At 64.0% G+C, this 26,184-nt stretch carries 27 protein-coding genes and 1 other RNA gene; 16 read left to right on the forward strand and 12 right to left on the reverse strand.

Annotated elements, in window-relative coordinates; genetic code table 11:
* Positions 1–24: 24 nt before the first annotated feature.
* The 9 genes from SB749_RS15080 to SB749_RS15120 form a co-directional block, all read right to left on the reverse strand.
* Positions 25–2,043, reverse strand: a complete 2,019-nt coding sequence (locus SB749_RS15080) for a relaxase/mobilization nuclease domain-containing protein (protein ID WP_410711035.1) — start codon at positions 2,041–2,043, stop codon at positions 25–27.
* A gap of 6 nt (positions 2,044–2,049) precedes the next feature.
* The gene (locus SB749_RS15085; RefSeq protein WP_410711036.1) at positions 2,050–2,556 is read right to left on the reverse strand and encodes a hypothetical protein; all 507 of its coding nucleotides are present in this window, start codon (positions 2,554–2,556) and stop codon (positions 2,050–2,052) included.
* 406 nt (positions 2,557–2,962) lie between these two features.
* Positions 2,963–3,556: a hypothetical protein gene (locus SB749_RS15090; RefSeq protein ID WP_410711037.1), complete on the reverse strand. Its 594-nt coding sequence runs from the start codon at positions 3,554–3,556 to the stop codon at positions 2,963–2,965.
* A complete protein-coding gene (locus SB749_RS15095) occupies positions 3,553–3,897 on the reverse strand; it encodes a hypothetical protein (RefSeq protein ID WP_410711038.1) in 345 nt (114 codons plus the stop codon). Before SB749_RS15095 ends, SB749_RS15090 begins: the two co-directional genes overlap by 4 nt.
* A gap of 250 nt (positions 3,898–4,147) precedes the next feature.
* Positions 4,148–4,453, reverse strand: coding sequence for a hypothetical protein (locus SB749_RS15100; protein ID WP_410711039.1), 306 nt, complete (start codon positions 4,451–4,453; stop codon positions 4,148–4,150).
* 93 nt (positions 4,454–4,546) lie between these two features.
* Positions 4,547–4,882, reverse strand: coding sequence for a hypothetical protein (locus SB749_RS15105; protein WP_410711040.1), 336 nt, complete (start codon positions 4,880–4,882; stop codon positions 4,547–4,549).
* Positions 4,879–5,889 carry a hypothetical protein gene (locus SB749_RS15110; RefSeq protein ID WP_410711041.1) on the reverse strand — a complete coding sequence of 337 codons (1,011 nt, stop codon included), beginning with the start codon at positions 5,887–5,889 and terminating at the stop codon, positions 4,879–4,881. Before SB749_RS15110 ends, SB749_RS15105 begins: the two co-directional genes overlap by 4 nt.
* The gene (locus tag SB749_RS15115; protein WP_410711042.1) at positions 5,889–7,658 is read right to left on the reverse strand and encodes a hypothetical protein; all 1,770 of its coding nucleotides are present in this window, start codon (positions 7,656–7,658) and stop codon (positions 5,889–5,891) included. The genes SB749_RS15110 and SB749_RS15115 overlap by 1 nt, the downstream gene beginning before the upstream one ends.
* Before the next feature lie 102 nt (positions 7,659–7,760).
* Positions 7,761–8,078, reverse strand: coding sequence for a hypothetical protein (locus SB749_RS15120; protein ID WP_410711043.1), 318 nt, complete (start codon positions 8,076–8,078; stop codon positions 7,761–7,763).
* Positions 8,079–8,317: 239 nt separating this feature from the next.
* On the opposite strand from SB749_RS15120, the gene SB749_RS15125 reads away from it, so the two are divergent.
* From SB749_RS15125 to SB749_RS15160, 8 genes are all read left to right on the forward strand, one after another.
* On the forward strand, positions 8,318–8,704 hold the full coding sequence (locus SB749_RS15125) for a helix-turn-helix domain-containing protein (protein WP_410711044.1): 387 nt from the start codon (positions 8,318–8,320) through the stop codon (positions 8,702–8,704).
* Positions 8,705–9,131: 427 nt separating this feature from the next.
* Entirely contained in the window at positions 9,132–9,737 is a 606-nt protein-coding gene (locus SB749_RS15130) for a hypothetical protein (RefSeq protein ID WP_410711045.1), read from the forward strand.
* Positions 9,727–11,202, forward strand: a complete 1,476-nt coding sequence (locus SB749_RS15135; RefSeq protein ID WP_410711046.1) for a HEPN domain-containing protein — start codon at positions 9,727–9,729, stop codon at positions 11,200–11,202. The genes SB749_RS15130 and SB749_RS15135 overlap by 11 nt, the downstream gene beginning before the upstream one ends.
* Before the next feature lie 176 nt (positions 11,203–11,378).
* A complete protein-coding gene (locus SB749_RS15140; protein ID WP_410711047.1) occupies positions 11,379–11,759 on the forward strand; it encodes a TIR domain-containing protein in 381 nt (126 codons plus the stop codon).
* A 26-nt stretch (positions 11,760–11,785) separates the two neighbouring features.
* Positions 11,786–12,226 (forward strand): hypothetical protein, encoded by a 441-nt coding sequence (locus SB749_RS15145; protein WP_410711048.1) that lies wholly within the window; start codon positions 11,786–11,788, stop codon positions 12,224–12,226.
* Positions 12,223–12,510 carry a hypothetical protein gene (locus SB749_RS15150; RefSeq protein WP_410711049.1) on the forward strand — a complete coding sequence of 96 codons (288 nt, stop codon included), beginning with the start codon at positions 12,223–12,225 and terminating at the stop codon, positions 12,508–12,510. Before SB749_RS15145 ends, SB749_RS15150 begins: the two co-directional genes overlap by 4 nt.
* 150 nt (positions 12,511–12,660) lie before the next feature.
* Positions 12,661–13,362 carry a hypothetical protein gene (locus SB749_RS15155; RefSeq protein WP_410711050.1) on the forward strand — a complete coding sequence of 234 codons (702 nt, stop codon included), beginning with the start codon at positions 12,661–12,663 and terminating at the stop codon, positions 13,360–13,362.
* Positions 13,363–13,521: 159 nt separating this feature from the next.
* Positions 13,522–14,670, forward strand: coding sequence for a hypothetical protein (locus SB749_RS15160; RefSeq protein ID WP_410711051.1), 1,149 nt, complete (start codon positions 13,522–13,524; stop codon positions 14,668–14,670).
* A gap of 89 nt (positions 14,671–14,759) precedes the next feature.
* On the opposite strand, the gene SB749_RS15165 is transcribed toward SB749_RS15160, so the two are convergent.
* On the reverse strand, positions 14,760–15,635 hold the full coding sequence (locus SB749_RS15165) for a hypothetical protein (RefSeq protein ID WP_410711052.1): 876 nt from the start codon (positions 15,633–15,635) through the stop codon (positions 14,760–14,762).
* Between the two features lie 446 nt (positions 15,636–16,081).
* Between SB749_RS15165 and SB749_RS15170 the strand changes: the two genes are divergently transcribed.
* Positions 16,082–16,621 (forward strand): hypothetical protein, encoded by a 540-nt coding sequence (locus SB749_RS15170; RefSeq protein ID WP_410711053.1) that lies wholly within the window; start codon positions 16,082–16,084, stop codon positions 16,619–16,621.
* On the opposite strand, the gene SB749_RS15175 is transcribed toward SB749_RS15170, so the two are convergent.
* Positions 16,551–17,663: a CpaF family protein gene (locus SB749_RS15175; RefSeq protein ID WP_410711054.1), complete on the reverse strand. Its 1,113-nt coding sequence runs from the start codon at positions 17,661–17,663 to the stop codon at positions 16,551–16,553. The two genes, SB749_RS15170 and SB749_RS15175, sit on opposite strands and share 71 nt — an antisense overlap.
* Positions 17,664–18,057: 394 nt before the next feature.
* Here SB749_RS15175 and prfB point away from each other — a divergent pair, with 394 nt between their 5' ends.
* From prfB to SB749_RS15210, 7 genes are all read left to right on the forward strand, one after another.
* Positions 18,058–19,182, forward strand: a complete 1,125-nt coding sequence (prfB, locus tag SB749_RS15180) for a peptide chain release factor 2 (protein WP_410711055.1) — start codon at positions 18,058–18,060, stop codon at positions 19,180–19,182.
* Positions 19,183–19,412: 230 nt separating this feature from the next.
* Positions 19,413–20,102 carry a cell division ATP-binding protein FtsE gene (ftsE, locus tag SB749_RS15185; protein ID WP_139908579.1) on the forward strand — a complete coding sequence of 230 codons (690 nt, stop codon included), beginning with the start codon at positions 19,413–19,415 and terminating at the stop codon, positions 20,100–20,102.
* Positions 20,099–21,013, forward strand: coding sequence for a permease-like cell division protein FtsX (ftsX, locus tag SB749_RS15190; RefSeq protein WP_173151924.1), 915 nt, complete (start codon positions 20,099–20,101; stop codon positions 21,011–21,013). The genes ftsE and ftsX overlap by 4 nt, the downstream gene beginning before the upstream one ends.
* A 1-nt stretch (position 21,014) precedes the next feature.
* A complete protein-coding gene (locus SB749_RS15195; RefSeq protein ID WP_410711056.1) occupies positions 21,015–22,244 on the forward strand; it encodes a peptidoglycan DD-metalloendopeptidase family protein in 1,230 nt (409 codons plus the stop codon).
* Positions 22,245–22,407: 163 nt separating this feature from the next.
* On the forward strand, positions 22,408–22,878 hold the full coding sequence (smpB, locus tag SB749_RS15200) for an SsrA-binding protein SmpB (RefSeq protein ID WP_101547462.1): 471 nt from the start codon (positions 22,408–22,410) through the stop codon (positions 22,876–22,878).
* A 214-nt stretch (positions 22,879–23,092) separates the two neighbouring features.
* Positions 23,093–23,470, forward strand: a transfer-messenger RNA (tmRNA) gene (gene ssrA / locus SB749_RS15205).
* A gap of 364 nt (positions 23,471–23,834) precedes the next feature.
* Positions 23,835–24,071: a hypothetical protein gene (locus SB749_RS15210; protein WP_410711057.1), complete on the forward strand. Its 237-nt coding sequence runs from the start codon at positions 23,835–23,837 to the stop codon at positions 24,069–24,071.
* A 226-nt stretch (positions 24,072–24,297) separates the two neighbouring features.
* Here SB749_RS15210 and SB749_RS15215 read toward each other — a convergent pair whose 3' ends face one another.
* Positions 24,298–25,974 (reverse strand): thiamine pyrophosphate-binding protein, encoded by a 1,677-nt coding sequence (locus SB749_RS15215; protein WP_410711058.1) that lies wholly within the window; start codon positions 25,972–25,974, stop codon positions 24,298–24,300.
* Between the last annotated feature and the right edge of the window lie 210 nt (positions 25,975–26,184).

Genomic DNA, 26,184 nt, shown 5'->3' on the forward strand with positions numbered 1-26,184 from the left:
GCTGGCGGCGTCGGGTCCTTGTCATCAGCGGCTCATCGAGCCGCGGTCACGCTCCTGCGCCGCCTTCGCCCGCGCGCTGAAGCGGTCCGAGGCGCTGGGCTCCTCGTCGTGGTCGAGGCCGGAGCTGTAGTTCTCCATCGCCTCGCGGGTCTTCCGGTCCTGCTCCTGGTGCCGCTCGGCGGCTCGGGCGGCTTCCTCGTACCGGCCGTCCCTGACGAGTCCGTGGATCTCCTTCCTCCGCCCGTTCGTCTTCTCGATGCCGCTGTCGGAGGCGAGGATCCGGTTGTGCACCTCCAGCACCTCCTGTCGCTGCACCCAGCCGTGAGGATCGCTGCGTTCGCCGTCCACGCGGAGGTGGTCGTACTGCTCGCGCAGCCGCTGCCCCCGCTCGGCGTGTTCCTGGCCGCGCTGGCGCTCGGCGGCGCTGGCGGCCTTGGCCTGCACGCGCCACGTGAGCTGACGGCGCGTCTCCGGCTCGAGGTGCTCGCCGTAATGCCGCATGAAGTGCGGGCCGATACCGAATGCGTTGAGGCGCGCTTCGTACTCGGCGTCGGGCAGCTCGCCGCGGTAGTCCTCCTCGAGCTGAGCCATGCCGACGATGCGCTGCTGAATCTTCTCGGAGCCGTCCTTCGACTTCACACCGCGCAGGCCGGAGCGGAACCTGGCCGGCTCTGGCCTTGCCGGTTCTGTTGGTTCAGGCACAACGCAGACGGGCTCCGTCTCTGGCACCTTGTCGACCGGCTTCTGTTGGTCTTCGACAGGGCCACGCTGGATCCTGTCGAGCGCGTCATGAGTGTCGGCGTCGAAGCGGGCTTGCATGGCCGCATCGTCGCGGGCGACCCGTGCCTTCACCGACGCCGCGATTGTCTGGTCCTCGCGCTGGCGATCGGCCGCTCGCTGCAGCTGGGCGTTCCGCGCGATCGCCGCTTCTACGTCTGCGACCCGGTACCCGTCGCCGAGTCCCTTGCCCGAGTCCTTGACGCCGCCTCGCCGGGTGTGGGCGCGCGCCGGCTCGGCGAGAGCGCCGTCGGACTGGGCGAGCATCATGCCGTAGCTGACGTCCCTGCCTCGGCGCTTGATCGTCACGCCGTTCTCGCGACCGATCTCCGCCGCATCATCCCAAGACTGCACGCGCGGATCGTTCAGGGTCTCCCGGATACGGGACTCGAGCACGATCTCGCTGAACCTCTCCGGTGGGGGAGTGGCACCGATGCCGAGGGTGGCCTCGCGTTCCTGCTCGCGCAGCTCGTAGCGGTGGAACTCGCGTTGCCTCCGGTCCTCGCGCACCTGATAAGCCGAGGGTCGCTGCTTCTGCTGGAGCGCGCGGTCCTCGCCATTCGTCAGCGTGACGCGGTTCTCGGCCGCTGTGATCTTGCGGCGCAGCTGGCTGTCGCTGATCTTAGCGCCATGCTCGGCGATGACCTGTTCTCGGGCCTCGTCCATCCGACGCTTCGCATCGGCGACGAGCTCGCGCATGTCCTCGCGCTGGACGAAGCCCTGCTCGGCGAGGACGCGGTCGTGCTCTATCGCTAGGCGCGCGTGCGTGACCAGGTTGGAGTCGATGCTCTTGCCAGTCTCCGCATGGACTGCTCCGACGATGATGTGGTTGTGCACGCAACCAGAGCGGCCATTGATCTCGGTGGCGACGAGCACGGGGCGGCCGGGGAAGCGGTCCTCGGCGATCGCTCGGCCGAGTTCATTCGCTCGCGTCCACGACTCGGGATCGTCGGGGTCCAGCTCGTCGTGACCGAAGCTCTGAACGAGGCTATACGCCTCGACGTATTTCGCTTCGTAGACCGTGTTGCCCTTGCCGTCCTTCGCGACGACGTAGTCACCCTTGTCATCGCGCAGAGGCTTGCCCTCCTCGTTGACCTCGGCCCTCGGGCGCAGGCCGTCCTTCCCATGGGCACGACGGATCTCGGCGAGGCGCTGTTCGAACCGCTGGACCGAGGCACCAACCGCTGAGATGGCGACGGCATCCTTCTTCGCGTAGTTCTGCGCGCGGCCGCTGGTCCGCGTCGTCTGGCAGCTGATGATCGCCATGGTCGATCACGCGGCCTCGTCGTCGGCCTTCGCTGCCGCTCCGGCCGACTTCCCGTCGAGGAACGAGACGAGTGCGGCCTCCATCCGCGCGACCGCGGCCTTCGACTCCTGCACCGCCCCGAACGCGGCGCGGACCTCGTCGCGGCCGATGCCTTCACCGAAGTTGATCCGGCGCATGATCGTGTAGAGCGATCCCTGCGAATGCGACAGCCGGTTCCTGCACTCGGTGAGTCCGTTCCACACCTCGAGAGGAACAGCGACGGTCTGAGAGGGTGACCATGACTCGGGCTCGCCGGACATGATCCGGGCGGTCTTCTCGTTCTCGTCGAGGAGGAGACGCAGGCTCTCTGAGAAGGAGATCTTTGAGGCGTCGACGCCGCGGCTTTTCGCCAAGGCCCGTTGCATGGCGGCGACGGCTTCCTCATGGCGCACACCGAGGCGCACGGCGTGCTGCGTGCCGTAGTTGACCGGCTTCGGTCGGCGCGGCTTGGAGGTGCGGCGTGGAGCGGGCATCACGGAATCCTTCGACGGATCCCTTGTGCCCAACGTCCGGGATAAGGAGGTCGCCGCGGCCCTAGATTTCGTCGAGTGCGGACGGCAACGTGATTGCGACCTGCTTGCTGACTCCAGTCTATTTCCCACCCGTACCCCCGGCAATAACCAGCGAGGACCAGTTTGTTTTGTCATACATATACCGGACTCCGCCCGGCCCCGGCCTGCGGCCGGATGACAAAACCTGGTCCAGCGCGCTCCGCGCTCGAGCGTGGAACTCGGCTCCGCCGGACCTCCCCACCTCGCTCCGCTCGGAGGGGCCCCAACGGTCCGGCTCCGCCATGGGGCGAACGGGTGTGGACACGACGAAGCCCCGCGGTGATCAGTGGCGATCACGGCGGGGCTTCGTGCGGCGACGGGTCTCACATCAGGCGACGTTCTCGTCGAACCGGTGCCCGCACGACGCCTGCGGATCAGGCGTCGACACGGTCGAGACCGGAGCGTTGTCTTCGTCGTCGGAGTCGGGCCGGTCCGTGATCGGCTCCGCGTCTTGCGCATCGTCCTGTCCGTCGACGAGCTGGGCGAACGCCTCGGCCAGCTTCTGGATGCGCACCGCTTCGTTCCTGTCGGTCTTTACCTCGACGGGGCGGCCGTCCTTGTCGCGCACGACCTCGCCGTGCTTGTCGCGGCGCAGCGTCGTCTCGGCCTCGATCCCGAAGTATTTGTAGAGCTTCTCGACGAACTCGGCGCGGGCGCGGCCCGCGTGCTTCACAGCCTCGTCGATCGACTTGTTGTACGCCTTCTCGGCGTCGTCGAGTGCCTTCTTCTGCGCGGCGATCTCTTCGGCGCGGCTGCGCAGGGCGCTGAACCTCTTGTCGCTGCTCATCGAGATCACTTCCCTCTCATTGTCGTCGTGCTCGCGGGCTTCGCCCGCTCGGTCTTGGCCCTTGTCGTTCGCGGCCTGTCGGCCGCTCTCCTGGTCAGGGGGAGGAGAGCGGGCTCCGAGGTGATGGTGCGTCATCGGCCCTGCCCTCCCGCAAGGGCCAGCTCTGCGAGCACGGCCTCGAGCGCGTCGGGGTCCAGGCCGTTGATCGCGTCGGACAGGTCGACCGGATGCTCGCTGCTGGCGAGGCTCGTGGCTATCTCGAGCACGCGGCGCTCTCCGCCGCTGAGCTCACCGGACTCCGTTGCGGCGACGTCGGCGTCGAACCAGAGATGGCCCGCCTCGTACTGTCGGACCCACGGCCCGCTCAGCAGCCGTCCGACGAGCGCGGTGGCGAGCAACTTAACGGACGCCGCGAGAGCGAGGTCGCCTTGTACCCACGCTCGGAGTGCCTCGAAACGGTCACCGTCAGGGCTCACAACGTCACCTCCTCGGTCTCGCTGGTGTCCGGCGCAGGCATCAGCACAGCATCGATGGGGCACCTGAAGGGCATCACAATGTCCTTGCAGTGGCGTGCCCCGAGACGAGCACTTCGATGCCCGGATCGGGCACCATTCGAGGCCACGCGATGCTCCAACGGAGCCACTGCGGTGACCGCGCAGGTGCGTGCCCGATCGGTGACCGAATGGATCATGCGGAGGGCAGGTAGGTGCCCGATCCGTGCGCGGATCATGCTCGACTCAGATCCAGCAGAATCCGATCGAGATTCTTCTCGGCGATCATGCCGACGAGGCACTGCGCGATGGCTTCCTCGTGCCTCGGGAGCACGGGAGTGGCCGCCGAAGTCGCGGGCAGGATCTCGTCGAGCAGCACGTGGACCTCCAGCGGGGCGAGCTCGAGGAATCGCCGCGTATGCTCCGCCGATGCCCTGACTCTGCCTGTCAGCGCCTGGGAGGCTAAGTACTCCTTGACGTCCTGGCGACGCATGATCGTGTTGAGGCGCTCCTGCTGCTTGTGCGTGCGGTCCTTGGTCATCTCAGCTCTCTTTCTCCTTGTCGGTCGGCCTGTGCACGGTCGCACTGGCCCTCCTGAACTGCCATGTGCGACCCTTCGAGCTGCCAGATCGCCTCATCCACCCAATCCAGCAGCACCGGAGGCAGCCGAAGGACCAAGCCCTCGGTGGTCTCGATCCGGCCGGTACGCTGCCTGCGCGCCAGGAGCGGGTGGCAGCGGGATGTTGCATATGCCCCCGAAGTCGTTCGCCGCGACGAGGCACTTGGACTCGGTGGGGGTACGCCGCCAGCACTCGACGACTCCGACGCGGACGAGTTCGAGGACGATCTGTGCGCCCGTCCGGAGCCCGGTCACCGGGAGCATCGGGCCCGTAGCGATGACCGCGTACAGGGCTTCGAGATCCACCCCGCCCGAGCAGCGGACCAATTGCGCGTTGTTCTTGGCACTCATGCCGCCCACCCCGTGCCGTCAGCGTGGTTGAGCGCGACCATCGCGGCCGCGCGGTCGAGGAGGAACGGTCTCCCGTTCCGCCTCTCGCTGTGCTTCGGTCGGGGCGGCAAGACCTCCTGGACGGCCTGGTAGAGCAGCCAGGTCTCATCGGTCGCTGAGTAAGCCGTGCGCCGCAAAAACCCGACGACGAACATGTGTCGGCGCATCTCGCGGTTCAGGACTCCGAGAGTCGAGAACTCCCATCGCGAGTGGTCGCCGCCGAAGTCGTCGAGGCTCTTCAACCGGGACCGAGCACCGTCGAGCGTCCGTTCGACGATCTGCTTGCCGCCCTCGATGGCCGGGGCATCGTCCCCGGTGCGCACCGTCGTCGAGCAGACTTGAGCGGTGGACTTCGCCTTCGCCGCCAGCGCGGCGTAGACGTCCTCGACCGCGGCGAAACGCGGAGTGTCCGGAGTGGACTCGGCACGGGCTAGGACGTCGGCTGGCACCGGGCGGCGTGTGAAGGTCACCCAGTGCTCGAACAGGAGCTCGTACCAGCCGTGCTCCTCGCGCAGCACGCGCTTCCCGACAGCCACCGGGAAGTCGTGGAGGTTCGTTGGCACAGGGATGACGAGGTGGTAGCCGCGCCCCGACATCGAGACCTCGGAGTAGAGGGTGCCCGGCAGGCGGAACAGGTCCAGGGCGACCTCCTCGGGGCAGTCGGGCTCGATGTCGACGACCATGAAGCCGTCGGTGCTGGACTGCAGGTAGAAGGCGTGGTTCGCTGCGTCTGGGATCGCCCGGGTGAGTTCGTCGAGGTCGACGAGGCACGTGGGGGAGATTTCGAAAGCACCGCGGACCCTCCCGACATCGATCAGATGCCTGGCATCCACGGGTGCCTTGCCCTTGCGGTCCTCGTCGCCGATACGCCCCGAGATCGTCCAGCGCTCCGCGTCGGCGAGCACCTTGACGACGAAGCTGTCGTAGAAGTTGGGGAACATCTCGTGGGGAGTGGTGACCACGTTCATCACGCAGCCTCCCGGTCAGCGACCAGCTGGTCGAATTCGACGAGGGTGAGTCCGAGGCGCTCCAGATCTGCGAACAGGCGCTGGTCGATGGCTTGCGAGGTTACCGACATGGACTGGAGATCGAGCTCAGCGTTGAATCTGGGGCTTTCGCGGAGCACGGGAGCCTGTTTCACGGCCGTGTCGGGGGACATGCCGCGGGCGACGAGCCTCTGGGTCCACCGGTCGATGTCACGAGTGTGCATCTCGCGCGCGACCTGAACGGCGGCGATGTCGGCGTCCGTGATCCTCTCGGCCCCGGGCGGGACGAGCACCCACGTCTTGGCGCGCTTGCTCGTCGGCTCGGGCACGACCTGCTCGACTGCCCAGCCGGCCTTGCGCAGGTCCGGGGCGACCTTCTTGAGCTTCCCACTGACGCCTCGCTGCTCGGGCCAGAATCTGTCGTTGACGGGCCGCGGCAGGAGCGCGTACAGATCCTTGCCTGTGCCCTCCCAGCGTTGGGTGACCTTATCCGAGAGCGCGGAAAGGAACTTATCAGTGGCCACGATCTCCTCCGAGACCGCTTCCTGAGAGCGGATGTAGTGCGCGAGTCCGTCCGCGCCGATCGCGAGGTCGAGGGCGGCCAGTACCTCGGCGAAGTCCGCCATGCGGGGCTTCTCGGAGAGGTCGACCTCGGGAAGCTTCGCAAGCGTCTTCGCGACGAGGTCGAACAGACCGCCGACCATCGAGGGATAGGCCTCGTCCCACATTGCGTTGAGTTCGCGTTCGGAGCGGCGCTCGGTCTTGGGAATAACGGAGAGCTCGGCCCAGACGCACCGCTCCGCGAAGTCTCCGGCTAGGGCTCCGACGTCGATGCCAGTGAAACCGACGACACCCTGGAACTTGATGATCCGCTGATCGTCGTCGGTGTACAGCGCACGGTCGACGTCCGAGCCGCCAGTGACGGCCTGGCAGAGGATGTCCGACATCCACTTCGGGATCGAGGAGAGGTTATCGAAGCCGGTGTTCCGCGACCCGTGAAGGGAGTGGAGGAGCTTCTTGTCGTCTTTCGGCGGCATCCGGACCTCTGCCTTTGTCGGGTCGATCAGCTGGAATGCCCTGCGCATCGCGCTGGACTTCGCAGTGCCTTGCTCGCCGAGCAGTGCCAGGACCGGGCACGGTAGCCCGACCAGCATCACTGCTCCGACAAGCCACCCCCGGATCACCTGCCGGTCGTAGTCGCGCGAGGCGTTGACGAACTCCCACAGCTGGTCGAAGTCGCCGCGGGGCTCGGGGGTCGGTAGCGGAAGCGTGAGCGCGGAGCGACGAAAAAGCACCGGTACGTCGGCGTCGCCGTCGAGGATGTCCCAACCGGCGGCGGTGATGCGCACGACCCGTTCGGTCTGGTCACCGAGGTCAACATAGAGTGTGCCGTCGTGCGGCCGTGCCACGCGAAGGGCGAGGTCGACCGGGTCAGCCTCCTCCGCCTCGTACTCGAGCACCTCCATCGCTTCGGCGAGAGCATTTTGCGATGCCGTCTTCCCAGTCATGCGGTAGAACAGGCCGCCCAGCTCCTTGCGGACGGAGCGCTTGCCGCCCTTGAGTGGGCGGACGACGTGCCCGCCCTTGCGAACGCCGTATGGCTTGTCGTCGGTATCGATGCCGAGGTCGTAGACCTGGAAGGCCAAATCGACGAGCTGCAGAGCGGTCGACTTTTTCTCGCGCGTCTGGCTCGCCTCGGCGAACTCCTGATTGTCCCGCGCTGCCTTGTCGCGTGTGCCATCAGTTGACATAATGGAGGCGTCCTTTCGGGTCAGATAGCGAGCTGGAACTCGCGATCCGGAAACTGGAGTTTGGGAAAGGCCTCGGCTAGCGCCGGGGCCTTTTTCGTGCCGTCAGGCGGCGAGGAGGCGGCTCAGCTCTGCCTTGCGGTCGTCGGAGAGCCGCGGCCAGGTCGAGATGACCTTCGCGGTGAGCTCGGCAAGGTCATCGACGGTCATGACCGGCGTGGCCAAACAGCCGACCTGCTCGGCGAGGAGATGAAGATCCGAAGCGCGGATCTTATAGGCGTGGTTGACCAGCACGGCCGGGACCTTGCCCTCGTGGATGCGAGTCTGGAGGGTCCTTCTCGACCCGTAGCCCATCTCGGAGAGTTCACGGAGAGAGTAGAGGCGCTCTGGGCGCTCGGGAAATGCGATGGCGGCGGCAGACATTGGGCGGACCTTCCGGGAGTCGTCGGATCCTCGATCTGCCACGTCATGTGGCCGAGGGAAATCCGAGCCCGTATCTCGGTCGCTGATCGCTCTGGGGCTTACTCACTGCGGTGATGCCACTGGACGGCTAGCGGGTGCTGCCTTGCGCCCAGCCTACCAGGTTTGCTTCCTTTTAGGCAGCATCTGTGCATAAACTTCTCCTATGGCAGATGTATCCGCTCATGTCTGAGGAGAATCCGATGCACCCGACGCCCGAAAGCCAGTTCGCTGCGCGCATGCGCGAGTGTCGTCTTACTGCCAAGATGTCGCAGGCCGAGCTGGCGCGACGCCTGTCCGAGCTGATGGATGCTCGTGTGGTGGCGACGGCGATCACCAAGATCGAGAGCGGAGCCCGTACCGTGCGACTCGACGAGGCCGTCTACGCGGCCCAGGTGCTCGGGGTCCCGCTGACAGCGCTCGTCAGCGAGGAGGATCCGCGTGAAGCCCGCCTCGATGAACTCCGGCGAGATGTCGCCCGTCAGGAAGAACGAGCCAGTGGTGCCGAATGGCAAATAGAGCAGGCTCAGTCGACGATCGCGCATCTCAAGAAGGAGATCGCTGAGCTTGAGGGATCCATGGAGGGGTGAGCCCCCGGTCTGTGGGCTGCGCAGTGCCTGTCAGGTGGGCGAGCGAGCGCTCTATTGCGGAACTGCGGAACTCACCCCTGTACTTCTCTCCTATGACCACACAGCTCATCTTCTTCCGACCTACAAGGAGAGAAGTAGGGGGTCTCCGTCCGCACTTCCGCAGACCGGGCCCTGATTTTCCTGCCTGACCTGGGGTGATGCCGCTGCGGAAGTCCGTGCGGAACTATGTGCGGAACTCTTCCGCGAGAGTTTTCGCAGGGACTTCCGTAGCAGGTTCCGCGGGCCTCAATGGCGAATCGCGGACTCGGTGGCCCCTCCCGCAACATTGTCCCTCCCCGTCCGTGCGCTCCGCACCCGCCTTTCCGACTCCCGCCGTCCACATCCTCCATCCCATCCCGTGTCCGTGCTCGGCCCTACGCTGGATGCCATGCCCGACCTCCCGCCCACGTCCCGCGCGTTCGCCGACGCCGTCCACCACTACCGCCAGCTGCGCGACCTCAGCCTCGACGAGCTCGCCTACGTCCTCTCCCAGCTCGGCCACGGGCTGACGACCGAGGACCTCCGCCGCATCGAGCACGGCGAGCGGGCCGCCACCGTCGACGACCTCGTTGCCATCGCGGCCGCTCTCGGTGCGCGGCCGGAGATCCTGCTCAGTTACAACCCGAACGACATGCCCGTCCCGGACACGCCACTGGCAACGGGGCTGCCCGCCGACGTCGAACAGCCGGAGCTGCGTGCGTGGCTCGAGGGGAAGACCACACTCGACCACCACGCGCGCATGCGCTGGGCGATCGACCCGGTCTCGCGCCTGCAGATCCGCAACAAGCACTTCGAGGACCAGCTCAGAGCCGCCAGAGAGGACCTGCACGAGCTCGGCGAGCTCGCCGGCCGTGAGGCCGACGCCCCGCAGGTCATCGACCTCCACAACCGCATCAGAGAGGGCGAACACGATCTCACCCAGGCCGAGCTGGGGCTCGCGCTGGCCGAGCGCCGGCTCGAACGCCTTCGAGTAGGAGCGTCGCGTGTCGAGTGATCCATTGCTTCTGTCCGAGTCCCACGAGTGGTCGGGGCTGTGGTGGCTGCCCGGCGCGCCGGACGAGCGCGTCCCTGGCGTGCTGCGCTACGACCGCGACGGTGGCGCTACCTTGTCGCTGATCGGAACCTTCGAGAACCGGATCATGACGGAAGATTCTCCGTGGTTGACGGCGGTCCACGAAGGAAGCCGCACCTGGGAGGTCATGCACGGCGTGGCAGAGAGTCGCGAGATCACCCTTCTCGACTGCGTCCCAACGAGCACAAAGCGGACCATGGGAGCGAGAGTCGACAGCCCAGACAGGCAGGCCGTGCGCGCGCAGACGGTGCTCGTCGGGGTCCACACGGCCGACGAGGACGATTCACTGTTCGAAGCGTTGCAGGTGTCCGTCGAGAACCTGGGGCACTGGGGCGCGGAGAAGGTGTTCTCCGGCTTCATCGGTGCTCCTGAGGGGGCGCGGTTCGACGGCAGCGGGTCGATCTCCGCGAAGCCGCTGGAGTCGACGTCGGTCACCGTCGACGGCACCGAGTTCACCCTCGATCACCGGCGCACGGCTCCGTCATTTGACGCGCGCCGCGGCGAGACAACCGGCCGGATCCGCGACGCGGCGTTTGTGCGGATCGCCCCACCGGGGGGATGCTCGCTGAGCAGTGCAATCCGTTCGGCGAAGTCGATCCAGGACCTGATCTCGCTCGCGACCCACCGCGCCGCCGGGGTGATCTGGCTGCGCCTGAAGCTGACGGGGGAGGGCCCGGGGGCGGAGCGCCATCCCGCTGAGCGCTACGTCGAGGTCCTCTACTCACCCGCCGCCGTGGGCGAGCGAGACGCGAAGGCCATCGACCATCACAGAGTATTCTTCACCTGCGACGACATCCCGTTCGAGGAGATCATCCTTCGTTGGTTCGAGGTGCGTGATCGTCTCCACGCTGCGACGGACCTCATCCTCGCGCTGCGCTACGCGCCTGCGCAGTACCTCGAGAGCCGCCTGCTGATGGCCGCCGGGGCCGCTGAGGCGCTGCATCGGGCGCTCGGCATCGAAGAGCGACCGATGCCGACGGCGGAGTTCAAGAAGATGCGCGCGGCGATGCTCGCGCTGGCACCGGAGGACCAGCGCGAGCGGCTCAAGAGCGCGATCCGCAACGACGTGAACCTCCGCGAGCGGCTCAACGCCCTCGCTGAGAGACCCGACCAGCAGGCGGTGTCCGAGCTCGTGCCCGATCTCGACAGGTGGTCGCGGAGGACGGTGAAGGCCCGCAACGACCTCGCCCACGAAGGGAGAACGCCGGACCACTCCATGGAGGAGCTCGTTGCCGTGGTCGAGGCCACGACGGGCATCGTCATCCTCAACCTGCTTCACGAGATCGGGCTGCCTGCCGACCGGCAGCAGAAGATCGTGCGCGAGCACCCCCGGCTCCGATCGATCGCGGAGTGGGCGAAGGCGGAGCTCGTTACTCCGGAGAGTTGAGAGCTTCGAGCCCTTCCACCGTTGTTTTCCGATTGCTCGCGCATCGGAGCTCGTCGTTGGCCAGACATATCGAAGACGCCGACACGGGTGGCCACGATTCCCGTGTTCCGTGTCAGTGCCTCGTGCCAGCATGGCCTTGACCGGGGGAGTCCCGGTGATCGAGACTGGAGGCACCCATGGCGCAGCGCGCATTCATCAGCTTCGACTACGACAACGACGCCAGGCAGAAGGACCTGCTCATCGGGCAGTCGAAGAACCCTGACTCGCCGTTCGTGATCCACGATTGGTCGCTCAAGGAGCCGTCGTCCGACTGGAAGGCAAGGGCACGGCGGCAGATCCGGGCGAGCGGCCTCGTTATCGTGCTGTGCGGCAGGAACATGAGGACGGCGGTCGGAGTCGCCGTCGAGCTCAAAATCGCTCAGGAGGAGGGCATTCCCTACTTCCTGCTGGCGGCATACACCTCGGGCTCGACCAGGCCCACGACCGCACTGCCTGGCGACAAGCTTTACACGTGGACCTGGCCCAACCTAAAGGCACTCGTCGGCGGTGCCCGGTGACCCAGAGGTCGCCGAACCCAAGCGTGATGGAGCAGTACAAGCTCGCCGTCGAGATGGCTGACAGGGTGTCCGCCCGCCGTGGGATCGCCAATGCCTACTTCCTGACGGTGAACACGACGCTGGTTGCGGTGCTCGGCCTGCGCCCGGCGGGGGAGCAGGCCGCCTGGCTCTCCGTCGCCGTATGCGGCGCTGGCGTCGTGGTGGCCGCCTGCTGGTGGTTCCTGCTGCGGAACTACCGTCGACTCAACGAAGTGAAGTTCATCGTTATTAACCGCATCGAGGACGAGCACCTGCCGGTCAAGGTCTTCAAGGACGAGTGGGCAATGCTTGGGGGAGACGACCCGCCACCCGGCCGCGCAGGGAGGATCAGAGCCGGCCTCGAACAGTTGGGCGGGGTCGAGCGAATCGTACCCGTGGTCTTCGGCCTGTTGTACTTGGTGCTCCTCGTCGGGAGACTGGTGTCATGACAACGTACCTCGAGCGCGACGCGGAGCTGATACGTCAGTGTCTACCGGAGGGCATCGCTGTCCCGGAGGACTCCGACGATCTCTTCTTGATGTACGCCGTGCTCCTCCGTGCCAAGGGCGTAGATACGCAGGCGTCGGACGTCCACGACGCGTGGTCGGCATGGATGCTCCGCGTCAACCCCGACCACGAATCGATCCGCCCCTTCAGTGATCTGGGTGCCGAGACGCGCAGAGAAGACAGTCCGTTCCTGGTCGCCATCAGGGCTGCTGCCGCTCTGCGCTGATCGGCGAGGTGGGACTGTGCGAACGGCCGGCCCCCTACGGAGATGTGCTTGTGCGTACTTTCTCGTTACTACAATTGATTGTGGCGGGGTACGACGACCTTCACGTCGGTCAGCCGAGCCGCGGGCGCTTCCGTTCTGTGAGGGAGAAATATGAACAGTAGATCTACCATCGAGCACGCCGACCTTCCGAAGGCAGTCGCCGCTGCGGGCTCACTCGCAGCAGGCCTAGTGAACCCTTCGCTGCTAGTCACGCTGCATCGAGACCTCGAGGGCCTGGTAGCTAAAGACGGTTCTTCGTTGGGCCGCTCGCCGAAACAGTACGCCTTGAGATGGGCCATTTTCACCATGTCCTACGCGGCAGTAGAGGCTTTTTTCAACGACGTCCTCCTGGATGATGAGTCACAGACACGCCACCTACCTTTGCACCCGGACAAGCTGCGGGACGCGGGTCGGAAAGCTGGTGTTGAGCTCTTCACTCGGGACTGGGGAGTCCGGACGAGGGTCGTCGGACTCGCAGCGGGCAATCGCTCGCGGTGGAAGCTCTACCGCGGAACCCAGGAGATCCGGACCTACCTCGCCGACATGAAGAACCTGCGGGACATCCTGAGCCATGGAGGTGATCCTCGGCTGGTGTCTAACGCTTCTGGGGCTTTGTGGCCTCTTGCCGACGGTAAACACTCGATGCGTTTGATGGGCGCTGAGGGCTTCATCCAAGTGTGCTGCGACCTTGCAGCGCAAACGGTGCTTGCATACGGCGGTAGCGTTGACGACCTGCCGGATTGGCCCGAACCCGAGCGTTCAGGTCTATCAGCTGAGCGGCGACCCGACCTGAGCCTTCTCGGTGAAAGCTGAACGGACGATTCTCTGTAGGTGAGCTGGCCGTTTGCCGCGGCTTGTCTATGACGGAAACTGGAAGCGCCGGTTGGTGAGATCCGTCTCTACGGCGCATCGCGAGCGTTAGGCTAGATCTCAAGACAGAGTTGACCTGCACCAACGGCCAAAGAGTGATAGATGAGCGAGGGCAAAAGCGCAGGTTTGTGGGCGGCTCAACTGAATCAAGACACCTACCGCGAAGGCGATCGTCGGCGCGACGAGCAGTTCATGGAGAATGCGCTGCTGGCGTGGCTGGAGACGCGGCGCAACCAAGAGAGATTTCTCGCCGCATTCGATGTTGACGTGCTCGACGCTGGGGAGATCTCGGTGACGACGCAGTTGGGTAGAGAAGTGCCAGCGGAAGGCAGGTCCGACTTGACTTTCCATTTTCGCGATGAGTCGTTCCGAGTGGAGCTGAAGCTGTGGGCTGGACTCACTCCAGCTCAGCGGGGCCCTGCTTATGCAGACGTCTTCATTGTTCCCCAGGGGCGTGTTTCGAGCGTCCGACGTGATGTCGAAGGTGTTGTTATCGGGTGGGAGGCCCTGTTCGACCGTCTCGCCGTTCCGTCGTCACCTCGTGATCCTGAGCTCGAGCGTTTGAGCGCGTTCTACGATGGGATGGCATACGGGACGCACCTTGTAGAATGGCCGGCTGATCTGGATCTCGACAAGCTCGTGAAGCTGCGCGCGACTGCTCGCTCGCTATTTCGCGAACTTCGCTCGACGGATCACCGTCCGCCTATCACATGGGACCCAGTTGACTGGTTCACGTGCACGCTCAGAGATAGTGGCGACCAGCGAGCACTCGATCTGAAAGAGGATATTTGGTGGTGGGTCCGGCAGTATGGTGAGCCTTTCTGGGAGCCAGACGAAGAACGAGATGATTTCGAACCTGACTTGGCGGCGCTTGCGCGGGCCATGGGTAGTCTCTGGCGGACCGTCGTCCGCGCTGCGTTCGCTACGGGTGGGGACGGGTCCAGCGTCCTACGGTGGGACGAAGAATGGGGCTTAGTATTCGGCCGATATTTCTGGTGCGGGGAACATGCCATTGAGGTGCTCTTGTCCCTCGGTGACCACCCCGACGCTCGCCTCCTCGGGCTGGTGGCGTGGACCCGCAACCAAGGAAGATGGGAATATGAACACGGGGCGTGGTGGCCCGACGACGCCAGCACTCCCATCGAAGAGTGGCGCAAGGAGGCCGTCACGGCGGCTATTCGGTGCTCTGAAGGGACTATTGAAGAGGCCTTCGGAGGAGCTCTTCACGCTGTGATGACCGAGTACGAATAAGGGCTTTAGTCAGCCACTCTGCGGCGTCCTGTTGAGATCGCAATAGTGCGCAGTCGATTGCTCTTGACCTACGCAATACCTTTCGTCGACTACCAGGCGTTGCCCGTCTGGCGGTAGTTTACGAACGGCCTGTGCAAGTTGCTCGGGTTTCGCCGGCTCCATTCCCGCCATTCTTCGTAGCTGAGATCAGGACGCTCTCCGCTTGGGAGTGCGATTTTTCGAAGCGGGTCGGACTCTTCAAGGTGCTGTTCTGACCAGGCCAAGTACTCACCCAGCGCATCGAAGTTCTCGCCGTCAGGATCTCTGAGCTCGACAGCCTGTCTCAGCCTGGCCACGGTGTCGGCAAGTTCGCGGTGACGGATGACGTTGGATCTCAGCTGATCGAGAGTCTCGAACCACGAGCTGTACCGTTCTGCGCGCTGTCGGAGAATCTCTGCTTGACGTCGTTCTTCGGCGATCTCGATGTCGCGCTGTCGCCGCCGCTCGACCAGTTCGCGTTCCTTGACCGAGGCTTCGGCGATACGTTCGACCGCTCGGATCAACTTGTCCTCGATTCGTGTCGCCGCGGTGTCTTCAACGACGTATGCGTTCGAGGAGCTCTCCCTGATCTCGAGCCTCATCCTCTCCGTCTGTACGAAGTCGTATTTAGGGGCGAATGACCACCTGTATCGCTTCTGGTCGGCGATCTCCTTCTCGGTGAGCTCGTGGTCGACGCGCTTCTGTCGCATCCGGAGCCGAATCGCGACTGGTTTGTCGCCGGCGTCAATCGTGAACAGATCGGCACCGGGGGAGACTCTCGTACGACGGTCCGTCCACGGGTCGCTACGGAACGTCGATGGATTCGCCGTCACTGTCCAATTGCGGCGGATCGCTTCTTGAACGAGGGCATGAAGAATGAGCAGAGCTCGCTGCTGCTGTTCCTTCGGCACGTCGAGACGCGCTTTGTGATCGATGATCTCGCGCACCGCTTTGTGCGGACGGCGCAGTTGAGTCGGGATGTCGATAGAGCCGGGCGGTTTGAGGGGCGCGGCCGGTGTCGGCTCTGGCTTCGACGTGACGACAGTCGGGTCCTTAGGTGACTTGCTGGGTGCGGTTCGAGACTGGGGCGGTGTACTCGGACGGCGGTTGGAAGGGGCTCGATTCGGTTGTGGATATCGGCCGTGCTCGAGGTAGTAGGTGCCTATCTCGGTGATCGTGGCGTCCCACTTCCCGTTGCTCTTGCTGACCTTGATGAGTCTTCGATCTCTGAGTGCACCGGCGCTCTTCTTGAACGTATCGTTCGGTGGATTGTCAAGGTCCGCGCCATCGGCCACCCAGCGAAGTACGCGGAGCTGCATATCGTTGACAGGTCGGTTCATATGGGTAGTTTCTCACTGGAACCTCGCGACAGGTGTCGTGCCATACTACTGTGATGAGCCAGGAACTATTCGACGAGCTGAGTCATGAATTCTTGACTTCCTCCAGTACGATGGCTTTCACTCAGCTTGGTCTGTCCAAGTCTGCTGATTCGGCCAATATTCGACCTACCGCCAGCAATCCTGATCCACTCATGACGGTCAGCGAAGACGCGCCCACCACACCGGGTGCTCGCATAGATGCTCGATGGCGACTCAGCGATCTGAATGGCGCAATTGACACGAACGGCTGGTTGCGCGAATGGCTCACTCATGCATGGATCACGCTCATCTTCGCTCGGTGGGAGAATTACTATCGGCCAGAGTTTGCAAAACTTGAGGGAGTCGAGCTCAAAAAGATTTCGTCAGATGTCATGGGTGATTTGCGGCACTTGAGGCACGACATTGCCCATTGCGGTGGGGTCATTTCTAAAGATCACGGCGTCAAGTGCAAGATGGTGACGCGGTTCAACGTGGGTGACAAAATTATCCTGAATCCAGACGAAATTTATTTGCTCCGAGACAGTCTCGAGGTTGTCGTCGACCGTGACGAGTAGGTTCGGTGGAACGCATATAGTCAGTTGCGGTCGGCCAGCCATATCGGATGTTGTGTTTGCACATCCCCAATCGATTGTTCGCCCCAGCCAAAAGAGGCAGAGTGCAGATCTTCGTGATCGCCGCCCGAGCGGAGTTCGCGTGGATGGTCCCCATTCCCGGCAGCCCGGAATTCAGCGCGACCAGGAGGTCGAGACTTTCGGCTTCTCGGACCTCGCCGACGATGATGCGCGTCGGCCGCATCCGCAAAGCCTCTTTGACGAGGGCGCGGAGGGTGACTTCGCCGGTTCCTTCGAGCGACGGCTGACGGCATTGCATGGGAACCCAGTCGCGGCTGGGCAGGTTGAGTTCGAAGACCTCTTCGCAGGAGATCGTGCGTTCGCGGGCCGGTATCGAGCCGGCCAAGGCATTGAGCATGGTTGTTTTGCCGGCCTGAGTTGCTCCGGAGACGAGGATATTGGCACCGCACGTCACGGCTGCGTCGAGGAACTCGGCGGCTGTGGGAGTCAGTGAGCCGTAAGCGACGAGATTGGCGAGGTTGCGCGGCCGGGCGATGAACTTGCGGATATTCACGGCCGGATGAGTGCGCGTGATATCGGGCAGCACGACATGCAGCCGGGAACCGTCGGGCAGGATGGCGTCGACAAAAGGTTGGGAAAGATCGACGCGACGGCCCGAGGTGCGCAACATCCGCTCGATGAGGTCGTCGAGTTCGCCCGAACTCAGCTTCGTCGTCGTCAGCTGATGGATTCCATCGACGGCGATGAAGACCTCACTTGGGGAGTTCACCCAGATCTCTTCGACGTGCGGATCATCGAAATAGTCCTGCAGGGCACCGAAACCTGAGAGCTGATGATCGATATGCCGAAACGTCGCCTCCTTGTCCTCGAGCACCGGGAGATCGGCGACGAGGCTGCGCTCATCGTATTCGGCGATGACGGTGCGAATGAGCTCGCGAGAGCGCTGAATATCGGCGCGGGGATCCACATCGAGATCTCTGATCCGCTTGTGAACCTCGCTGGTGATGACTTCGGTGGCTTCCACTCTGAACCCTTGCCCGATCATTCAATTGACAGCGTGATTTGCTGTTTAACCTACCTGTAGTCGAATGAAGAATCTAGTGAATTCCGAAATCTGTGGATAACTGGGAATGGGCTCTGCAAATGCTCACTGTGTAGTTTCATGAATGTCATTGTGGGGTGTTTTCGTCTTGCGCAAGGGTGGGTTTCGGTCTATATTTTCCTCACCAGTCTTCGTATGAAGCGATGTGAGCCGCGCCGCTGGCGGGATGAATCAGATCTTCCGCCGGCGGCGCTTTTTGGGGCCAGGGCGACTGATCGGGGCAGGCCTCGATCGATCAGTCCTCGCAATCTCAACGGTCGACCGCCTCGGCGCCGTTTCATGCTCGGGGGAGGGCATGCACTAGAATCGGATCATTATGGCCTCCACTGATTACTCTTCTGAAATCGCCAACCTCCGCCAGACGTACAAAGCAATTCTCGACGTGTCCGATCTGGACAACCTGCGCGACGAGGTTGCCGAACTCACGGAGCAGGCGTCGTCGCCGACGTTCTGGGACGACCCCGATTCGGCACAGAAGACCTCGGCCAAGCTCTCGCACAAGCAGGGCACCCTGGAGAAGCTGGAGAAGTTCGGCGAGCGCATCGACGATGCCGAGCTGCTCGTCGAGATGTCCCAGGACGAAGGCGACTCGGAATCGCTCGAAGAGGCCGACCGCGACATCAAGAAGTTGCGCGATCAGCTGGCCGAACTCGAGATCTCGACCTTGCTCAGCCATGAATACGACGAGCGCTCCGCCGTCGTGACCGTGCGCTCGGGCGCCGGCGGCGACGACGCGACCGACTGGGCGCAGATGCTCACCCGCATGTACGTCCGGTGGGCGGAGAATCGCGGCTACAAGGTCCAGGAGCTCGACACCTCCTATGCCGAAGGTGCGGGCATCAAGTCCGCGACGATCCAGATCGACGCGCCCTACGCCTACGGCACGTTGTCGGTCGAGGCAGGCACTCACCGTCTCGTGCGCATCAGCCCCTTCGACAACCAGGGCCGCCGCCAGACCTCCTTCGCCGCTGTCGAGGTGGTCCCGCTCATCGAATCGACCGACCATGTCGAGATCGACGAGAACGATCTGCGCATCGACGTCTACCGGTCCTCGGGTCCCGGCGGGCAGTCCGTGAACACGACGGACTCGGCCGTGCGCATCACGCACATCCCCACCGGTGTGGTTGTGAGCATGCAGAACGAGAAGTCCCAGATCCAGAACCGCGAGGCCGCGATGCGCGTCCTGCAGTCGCGACTGCTCGACCTCAAACGCCAGGAAGAGGCCGCGCAGAAGAAGGAGCTGGCCGGCGATATCAAGGCCAGCTGGGGCGATCAGATGCGCTCCTACGTGACCCATCCGTACCAGATGGTCAAGGACCTGCGCACCGGCTACGAGGTCAACAACCCCTCGGCCGTCTTCGACGGTGACCTCGACGGACTCATCGAAGCCGGCATCCGCTGGCGCAAGGAGCAGGAGATGGCCGAAGAGGCCGAGGCCTGAGCCTGACTCTTCGGGCAACAGGCCTGATCTTTCGGTCAACGGCACTGCGCCGCCTGACTCGGTCGATGGCCGACTGAGGGTCGGCTGCCTCGGCGAGGGAGCGACCATCACCGAGGCGACTGTGAACTTCATCAGATCGCAACACACGCCCGGCCGCCTCCGCGAACATCACGGAACTGTTACGTACAGTGGAAGCGGCCGAGCCACCCGCAACATGATTGAAGACCGACTTGATCAGATTCGACTCCGTTTCGAAGTCCTACGACACACGTTCCCGCAAAGCACTCGATGACATCTCCTTCGAGGCTGACCGCGGGGAATTCGTGTTCCTCGTCGGGGCGTCCGGCTCGGGAAAGTCCACGGTCATCCGACTCATTCTGCGTGAAGAGGTGCCCAGCTCCGGTCGCATCCACATCGCCGGAAAATCCGTGGTGAAGATGCCCAGCTGGAAGGTGCCCTACCTGCGGCGGGGGATCGGAACCGTGTTCCAGGACTTCCGCCTGCTGCCGAACAAAACCGTGTTCGCCAATGTCGCCTTCGCCCTCCAAGTGATCGGAAAATCCCGCGCGGCCATGTCGACCCTCGTCCCCGACGTCCTCGAGACCGTGGGCCTGGCCGGCAAGGAGAAGCGCTACCCCAGTGAGCTCTCCGGCGGTGAGCAGCAGCGTGTGGCCATCGCCCGCGCCGTGGTCAACAAACCCGGAATCCTGCTCGCCGACGAGCCGACGGGCAACCTCGACCCGGCCACAAGCGCCGACATCATGAACGTGCTGGAGAAGATCAACCGCAACGGCACCACCGTGCTCATGGCCACCCACGACGGCGAGATCGTCAACCGGATGCGCCGGCGGGTCATCGAACTGCGCGAAGGCGAAATCGTCCGCGACGTCGAAGAAGGCACCTACGGAGTCGCCTCATGAGGGCCGGTTTCATCCTCTCCGAAGTCTGGTCGGGCCTGCGCCGGAACTTCTCCATGGTCATCTCCGTCGTGCTCGTGACCTTCGTGTCCCTGCTCTTCGTCGGTGCCGCGATCCTGCTGCAGATGCAGGTCGGGCAGATGAAGGACTTCTGGTATGACCGCGTGCAGGTCTCCGTGTTCCTGTGCCCGCCGGATTCGGAAGCGACGAACTGCGTCGACGGTGAGGTCACTGGCGACCAGAAGGATCAGATCCGGTCCGAACTCGAAAGCTCCGATCTGGCCCCGTATGTCGACAAGGTCTACTTCGAAGACAAGACCGAGGCCTACGAGCACTTCCAGGAGCAGTTCAAGGGCACCAGCCTCGAGGGCACCGTGCCCAAGGACGAGATGAACGAGTCCTTCCGGGTCAAACTCAAGGACGCCGAGAAGTACGACATCATCAAGGAGACGTTCTCGTCGACTCCCGGGGTGGAAGAGGTCGTCGACCAGAATCAGCTGCTCGATCGCCTGTTCGGGGTGCTCAACATCGCGACCATCGTGGCGATCGCGATCGCCGGCATCATGCTGTTGTGCGCGATGCTGCTCATCGCCACGACCATTCGACTCTCCGCGTTCTCGCGGCGCCGGGAGACCGGCATCATGAGGCTCGTCGGCGCGTCGAACACCTTCATCCAGATGCCGTTCCTGCTCGAGGGCGTCATCGCCTCGGCCATCGGTGCGACACTGTCCGCCGGTGCCCTGGGACTGCTCGTCCACTTCGGAGTCAGCGGTTGGCTGCAGTCGCAGGCCACGGGATTCAGCCTCATCTCCGGATGGGACGTTCTCCTCATCACCCCCGTACTCATCATCATCGGCGTGCTCATGGCCGGAGCCTCGTCGCTGATCACGCTGAACAAGTACACGAAGGTCTGAGATGAGACGCAGACTCGGACTCGTCCTCACAGCAGCCGCACTGGCAGTGGTCATGCCGGTCACCTCGGTGGTGGCCGATCCTCGCGACGACAAGAGCGAGGTCGACGAACGCGTCAAGGAACTCCAACAGGAGTTCGAAGGCCTCGACGAGGATCTCGCCCGCGTCATCGCCGAACGCGATGCCGCGCAGGAGAAGCTGCCGGACGCCGAAGCCGAATCGAAGGCCGCCGACGATGCACTGGCTGAGGCGATCGAGAAGGACCAGGACATGGCCGCACGCCTGACTTCGGCGGAGAACGCGCAGAAGGATCTCAAGGACACGATCAAGTCCGGCACGGAGGAGATCGACAAGCACAAGACCTCGGCGGCGCGCATCGGACGACAGGCCTACCAGAACTCGGGCATCACCTCCGATCTGGCGATGCTGCTGCAGATGGCCGAGGGCACGAGCGCCGACGGCGGTATCGGCCGTGTCGACTCGGCGGTGCGATCCCAACAGCGCACGATCGACAAGCTCTCCGAACAGCGGGCGCTGAACAAGAACAACGAAGAGCGGCTCTCGGGCGTGACCGATAAGATCTCCGATCTCAAGGACGAAGCCGCCGAGGCTGTGCTGGCCAAAGAGGCCGCGCAGGTCGATGCGAAGAAGAAGGCCGACAGCCTCAACGACCTCATCTCCGCGAAGGACGACGCGGAGAAGACGATCTCCGACAACAAGGACAAGACCGAGAAGCAGCTGGCCGATGAGAAGGCCGAGCAGGACCGGTTGGCCGAGAAGGTCCGGGAATGGGAGAAGGAGCAGGAGAAGAAGGGCAAGTTCGTCTTCGGTGACGGAGTCCTGGCCAATCCGGCCAAGGGATACCCGACGACGTCTCCGTTCGGATACCGCGTCCACCCGATCACGGGGGCGAAGAAGCTGCATACCGGAATGGACTTCGGCGTGCCCTGCGGCACCCCGATCCGCGCGGCCGGCGACGGCATCGTCGTCACCTCCGGCTGGACCGGCGGCTACGGCAACCGCGTCGTCATCTCCCACGGCAAGATCAAGGGCAAGTCGATCGCGTCGACGTACAACCACAACACGAAGCTCAAGGTCCATGACGGGCAGCGGATCAAGAAGGGCGACGTCATCTCGTACTCCGGTACGACGGGAGCTTCGACCGGCTGCCACCTGCACTTCGAGATCATGGAGAACGGCGGCTACGTCGACCCGAAACCCTTCATCTTCTGATTGCTACCTGACGGCGGCCCAGCAACCTCGCGCGAGGTATCTGGGCCGCCGTCAGGTAGTTCTAAGAGGGGACGGGCGTGCGGAAGGGTGCCGATGGGCTAGAATTGGTGGCTGTGCCCGCGAACGCGTGCACAGGTGATCGGGAGCAGAGAGGAGGCCGGTCATGCCGAAGGACACAGGCAAGAAAGTCATTGCGAGGAACCGCAAGGCGCGCCACGACTATCACATCGAAGACACGTGGGAGGCCGGACTCGTACTCACCGGCACCGAGGTGAAATCGCTGCGCGAAGGCCGAGCCTCGCTCACCGACGGCTTCGCCCTCATCTTCCAGAATGAGGCCTGGCTGGAGAACGTCTACATTCCCGAATACCTGCAGGGAACCTGGACGAATCACTCGGCCCGCCGCCGTCGTAAGCTGCTGCTTCACCGCGAGGAGATCCTCAAGATCTCGCAGAAAGTCAAGGAATCCGGCCGTACCCTGGTCCCGCTGGAGCTGTACTTCGACGGCTCACGTGTCAAGGTCGAGATCGCCCTGGCCCGCGGCAAGCGCGAATGGGATAAGCGACAGGCACTGCGCGAAGCGCAGGACAAGCGCGAAGCCGAACGCGCCATGAAGTCCAAGCAGTACCTGTAAGGGTTGGTTGACGGCGGGTTCGATTCCCGCCATCTCCACCGTCTCCTTCGCCGAGGCGGTCCGAGCGCATCCGCGCACGCCCGGTCACATATTCGCGGAGTTCAGGGAATGCAATTGGCTCGGTCTGCGTTGTACGAGTATGCTGGAGTATCTGATCGGCGCCAGCAGCCGCCTCGGCGGATGAAACAGCTGATCAGGATTGGTAACAGAATATGGGGATGATCGGTTTCGACGTTGGACACTGCGTCGGGAGAAGCGGGCCGAGAATGCAGAGTCATCTCGTTAATGTCCTCTGCAAAACAATAGGTGCTAAGTCTAACAACCGCACCGATTTCGCCCTCGCTGCCTGATAGAGCGCGAGCTGCGAATCCGTCAGCCTAGAGTTGCCTCTGCTCTAGATCCTGGCGTCGTTTAAGAGGCCACTGCTTCAGGCACATGTTGGGGGTGCCTGAGGGACTTTCACTCAACTCCGTTCGTTGGCTTACGTGTTCGTGCGATAGCCAGAACCTAAGACACTACTTCACGAACTGCGCCCGGAGAAGTCCTGACAATCTGCCGACGGACGCGGGTTCGATTCCCGCCATCTCCACGTGTCATAGCCCCGGATTCCGCAAGGATCCGGGGCTTTTCGCTGTCCGAATATCCCCGGACTGACAACGTCGAGACGTTGCAACAGCGAAACGTCGAAGACAGCGAACACCTTCGCCGAGGCGGCCGGACAGGACCGTTCCCACCGGTCCTTCCGTCCGCCGCCGATTTCATCGTTGAGGTCACGACATCCGCTGAGGCCAGCCCCCATACGATACGGTGGATCCGAGTTCAAAGAGGAGACCGGCACCGATGCTCTGTCCACCGCTGATCGGCTACCTGCTCCTCGCCGTTGTCTGCATCGTTCTCGTATTGGTCATCCGCGGCGATCGTCTGCCCCGCAATCGTGCGATCGGAATCCGGTCGGCGTGACGATGCGGTCCGAGGCCGCATGGCAGGCCGGCCACCGTGCGGCGATTCCCATGCTCATCACCATCAGCATCATCGCCGTCGGCTTCTCGATTGCACTGTTGAGCGTTGAGAAATTCGCCTGGCCGAAGGCAGACGGAGCCGTTCTCGCGGTCGCGGGATGGCTGCTCATCCTCGGCCTCTTTGTCAGAGCCTGGACGACGGCCAACCGCGCGGCGCGGTCCGCAGACAACTGACCTGCCACGGCGACGACCTGCCACGGCATCGACCGCCATACCGTCGTCTGGGCACCCACTTCGCGACGCCCTCGCGAGATCCGAGAGTTCCGACCACTCGGCCGATCACGATCCGCCATTCGGCCGAGGCCCGGCTTGCCTGAAACGGGAAGGATCGAGGGTGTCAGACAGCAGCCACGCGCCGGCCGCGAAACCCCGGCCCAGCACAGTGACTGCTTAGGCGCGTTCACGAGTTCACGCGAATGACCTCTTCTTGGTACGGCGCGATGATCTCACCGGAGATCCGCAGGTCGAGGAGCAGGAAGGGCCGTTCGTCGACGGGGCGGGACTGCCACTCCTCGACGACTGCGAGATCGGCCAAGGTGCGGACGGCGACCCCGTGCCCGCCAGCTGCTGTGGCGAGGGCCGCGAAATCGATCTCGTCGATGAGCATGGGCGACTTCTCCAACCCCTTGAGCCCATACAGGTTGACCTCGGCACCGTAGGCCGCGTCATTGAAGACCACAGCCATACCGCGGCCGCCGGCGACCCGGATCGCGGTGTCCAGGTCGGACAGTGCCATGGCGCCGCCGCCGTCACCGGTGGTCAGCACGATCGTCGAGTCCGGGTTAGCGCGGGCTGCCCCGGCGACACTGTGCCAGCCGAGCCCGATCGACTGGAAGGCAGTGCCGACCATCGCCAGTCGGTCGGGGACGCTGGGCTCCCAGAACATGTTCGCCCAAGCGATGAAATGTCCGCCGTCGGAGACGACGACCCGATCCTCGGGCAGAACCTCGCCGAGGCGGTTCGCCGCCGCTCGAGGATCGAGCCGACCATCCTCGGCGAGCTCTGACCCGACGACGTAGGCACGGTCAGCAGCGGTGTCGACGGAATCGTGCCAGCGCGTGGAGGCACTGTCCGAACTCCGTGCACCGTCGATCCCGGTCGCTGTCAGCAGCGCCACAAGTTCGGCGGCAGCGAGTTTGGCATCTGCTCGGACGAAGCCGCCGACTCGAGCATTCGTGGCACGGTCGTCGGTGTCGACCTGCCACACCGTCGTCGAGGGATGGAAGAGGTCCCCGAAACGCATCGTGAACTGATTGAGTGAGGCCCCGAAGACCACAGCCACATCGGCTTCGCGGATCCGTTCCATTGCGGCCGGGGCACCGAAACCGCCGGCGACTCCCAGATCGTGTTCGCTCGCAGGGAAGATGTTGCGTCCCAGTGCGGTCGTCACGGTGAGCGCACCCGTGATGTCCACGAGTTCACCGAGTTCGGTCCCGGCTCCGGCCAGCCAGGCTCCGCGGCCGGCGAGCAGCAGGGGACGCTTCGCACCCGCCAGATCGGTCGCGAGGCGGTCAAGAGCAGCATGAGCGAATTCGCCAGTCGGTGCCATCGGCGAGGGACGACTGGGGCCGGGTACAACCGGAATCTCACCGAGGTCCAAAGTCGCGACGTCATAGGGAATGGCCAGGACGACGGGCACTCGGTAGGTCAGAGCATGCTCGATCGCGGTCACGGTGGCTGCGGCGGCATCGACGCGACCGACGGTGTAGGTGCGCACACCCACGGCGGAGGCCATGGCGATCTGGTCGACGTCCCAGGGGCGGGGACCGGATGTGGGCTCATCCCCGACGACGAGGACGAGGGGCACTCTGGCCTGGGCCGCCTCGGCGAGGGCAGTGAGCGTATTCGTGAATCCGGCACCATACGTGGTGGTGGCGGCTGCGATCCTCCCGGAGGTGCGGAAGTGGGCGTCGGCGGCGACGACGGCACCGGCTTCGTGGCGGACGGCGGTGTAGGTCGCCGAGGTGTCGCGCAGCAGGGCGTCGAGGAAGTAGGCATTGCCGTTGCCCATGAGGCCGAAGACCTCATCGATGTGGGCGGCAAGGGTGTGCGCTACGTGCGCGGAGGCATGAGCCATGGCAGGCCTTTCGCTGGTGAGATATGGAAATGAGGGATCCATATATGTCTCACACGCGCGGTTTGCGGCTTCGTGCCCCTTTTTCGGGCACCGGCTGATGTGTGCTCGTCCCACTCGCCGGTTTCCGGCGTACTTGAGAGCGGCTCAGCCTGACTCTTCGAATATAAGCGACTGTGGTCTGAGGCACCAAGTCGGGGTCCTCCCGCACAG

It is taken from the genome of Brevibacterium sp. SIMBA_078, from assembly GCF_046534565.1.
Taxonomy (GTDB): Bacteria; Actinomycetota; Actinomycetes; order Actinomycetales; family Brevibacteriaceae; genus Brevibacterium.

Excerpts from the sequence above, each read along its gene's own strand:
- SB749_RS15150 (WP_410711049.1), top strand. The coding sequence starts at position 12,223 with ATGACAACGTACCTCGAGCGCGACGCGGAGCTGATACGTCAGTGTCTA.
- SB749_RS15170 (WP_410711053.1), top strand. The coding sequence starts at position 16,082 with ATGAGCCAGGAACTATTCGACGAGCTGAGTCATGAATTCTTGACTTCC.
- smpB (WP_101547462.1), top strand. The coding sequence starts at position 22,408 with ATGCCGAAGGACACAGGCAAGAAAGTCATTGCGAGGAACCGCAAGGCG.
- SB749_RS15140 (WP_410711047.1), top strand. The coding sequence starts at position 11,379 with ATGGCGCAGCGCGCATTCATCAGCTTCGACTACGACAACGACGCCAGG.
- SB749_RS15080 (WP_410711035.1), bottom strand. The coding sequence starts at position 2,043 with ATGGCGATCATCAGCTGCCAGACGACGCGGACCAGCGGCCGCGCGCAG.
- SB749_RS15195 (WP_410711056.1), top strand. The coding sequence starts at position 21,015 with ATGAGACGCAGACTCGGACTCGTCCTCACAGCAGCCGCACTGGCAGTG.
- SB749_RS15145 (WP_410711048.1), top strand. The coding sequence starts at position 11,786 with ATGGAGCAGTACAAGCTCGCCGTCGAGATGGCTGACAGGGTGTCCGCC.
- SB749_RS15085 (WP_410711036.1), bottom strand. The coding sequence starts at position 2,556 with ATGCCCGCTCCACGCCGCACCTCCAAGCCGCGCCGACCGAAGCCGGTC.
- SB749_RS15090 (WP_410711037.1), bottom strand. The coding sequence starts at position 3,556 with ATGACGCACCATCACCTCGGAGCCCGCTCTCCTCCCCCTGACCAGGAG.
- SB749_RS15120 (WP_410711043.1), bottom strand. The coding sequence starts at position 8,078 with ATGTCTGCCGCCGCCATCGCATTTCCCGAGCGCCCAGAGCGCCTCTAC.
- SB749_RS15125 (WP_410711044.1), top strand. The coding sequence starts at position 8,318 with ATGCACCCGACGCCCGAAAGCCAGTTCGCTGCGCGCATGCGCGAGTGT.
- SB749_RS15110 (WP_410711041.1), bottom strand. The coding sequence starts at position 5,889 with ATGAACGTGGTCACCACTCCCCACGAGATGTTCCCCAACTTCTACGAC.
- SB749_RS15130 (WP_410711045.1), top strand. The coding sequence starts at position 9,132 with ATGCCCGACCTCCCGCCCACGTCCCGCGCGTTCGCCGACGCCGTCCAC.
- SB749_RS15215 (WP_410711058.1), bottom strand. The coding sequence starts at position 25,974 with ATGGCTCATGCCTCCGCGCACGTAGCGCACACCCTTGCCGCCCACATC.
- ftsX (WP_173151924.1), top strand. The coding sequence starts at position 20,099 with ATGAGGGCCGGTTTCATCCTCTCCGAAGTCTGGTCGGGCCTGCGCCGG.
- SB749_RS15105 (WP_410711040.1), bottom strand. The coding sequence starts at position 4,882 with ATGAGTGCCAAGAACAACGCGCAATTGGTCCGCTGCTCGGGCGGGGTG.
- SB749_RS15100 (WP_410711039.1), bottom strand. The coding sequence starts at position 4,453 with ATGACCAAGGACCGCACGCACAAGCAGCAGGAGCGCCTCAACACGATC.
- SB749_RS15160 (WP_410711051.1), top strand. The coding sequence starts at position 13,522 with ATGAGCGAGGGCAAAAGCGCAGGTTTGTGGGCGGCTCAACTGAATCAA.
- SB749_RS15155 (WP_410711050.1), top strand. The coding sequence starts at position 12,661 with ATGAACAGTAGATCTACCATCGAGCACGCCGACCTTCCGAAGGCAGTC.
- prfB (WP_410711055.1), top strand. The coding sequence starts at position 18,058 with ATGGCCTCCACTGATTACTCTTCTGAAATCGCCAACCTCCGCCAGACG.
- SB749_RS15115 (WP_410711042.1), bottom strand. The coding sequence starts at position 7,658 with ATGTCAACTGATGGCACACGCGACAAGGCAGCGCGGGACAATCAGGAG.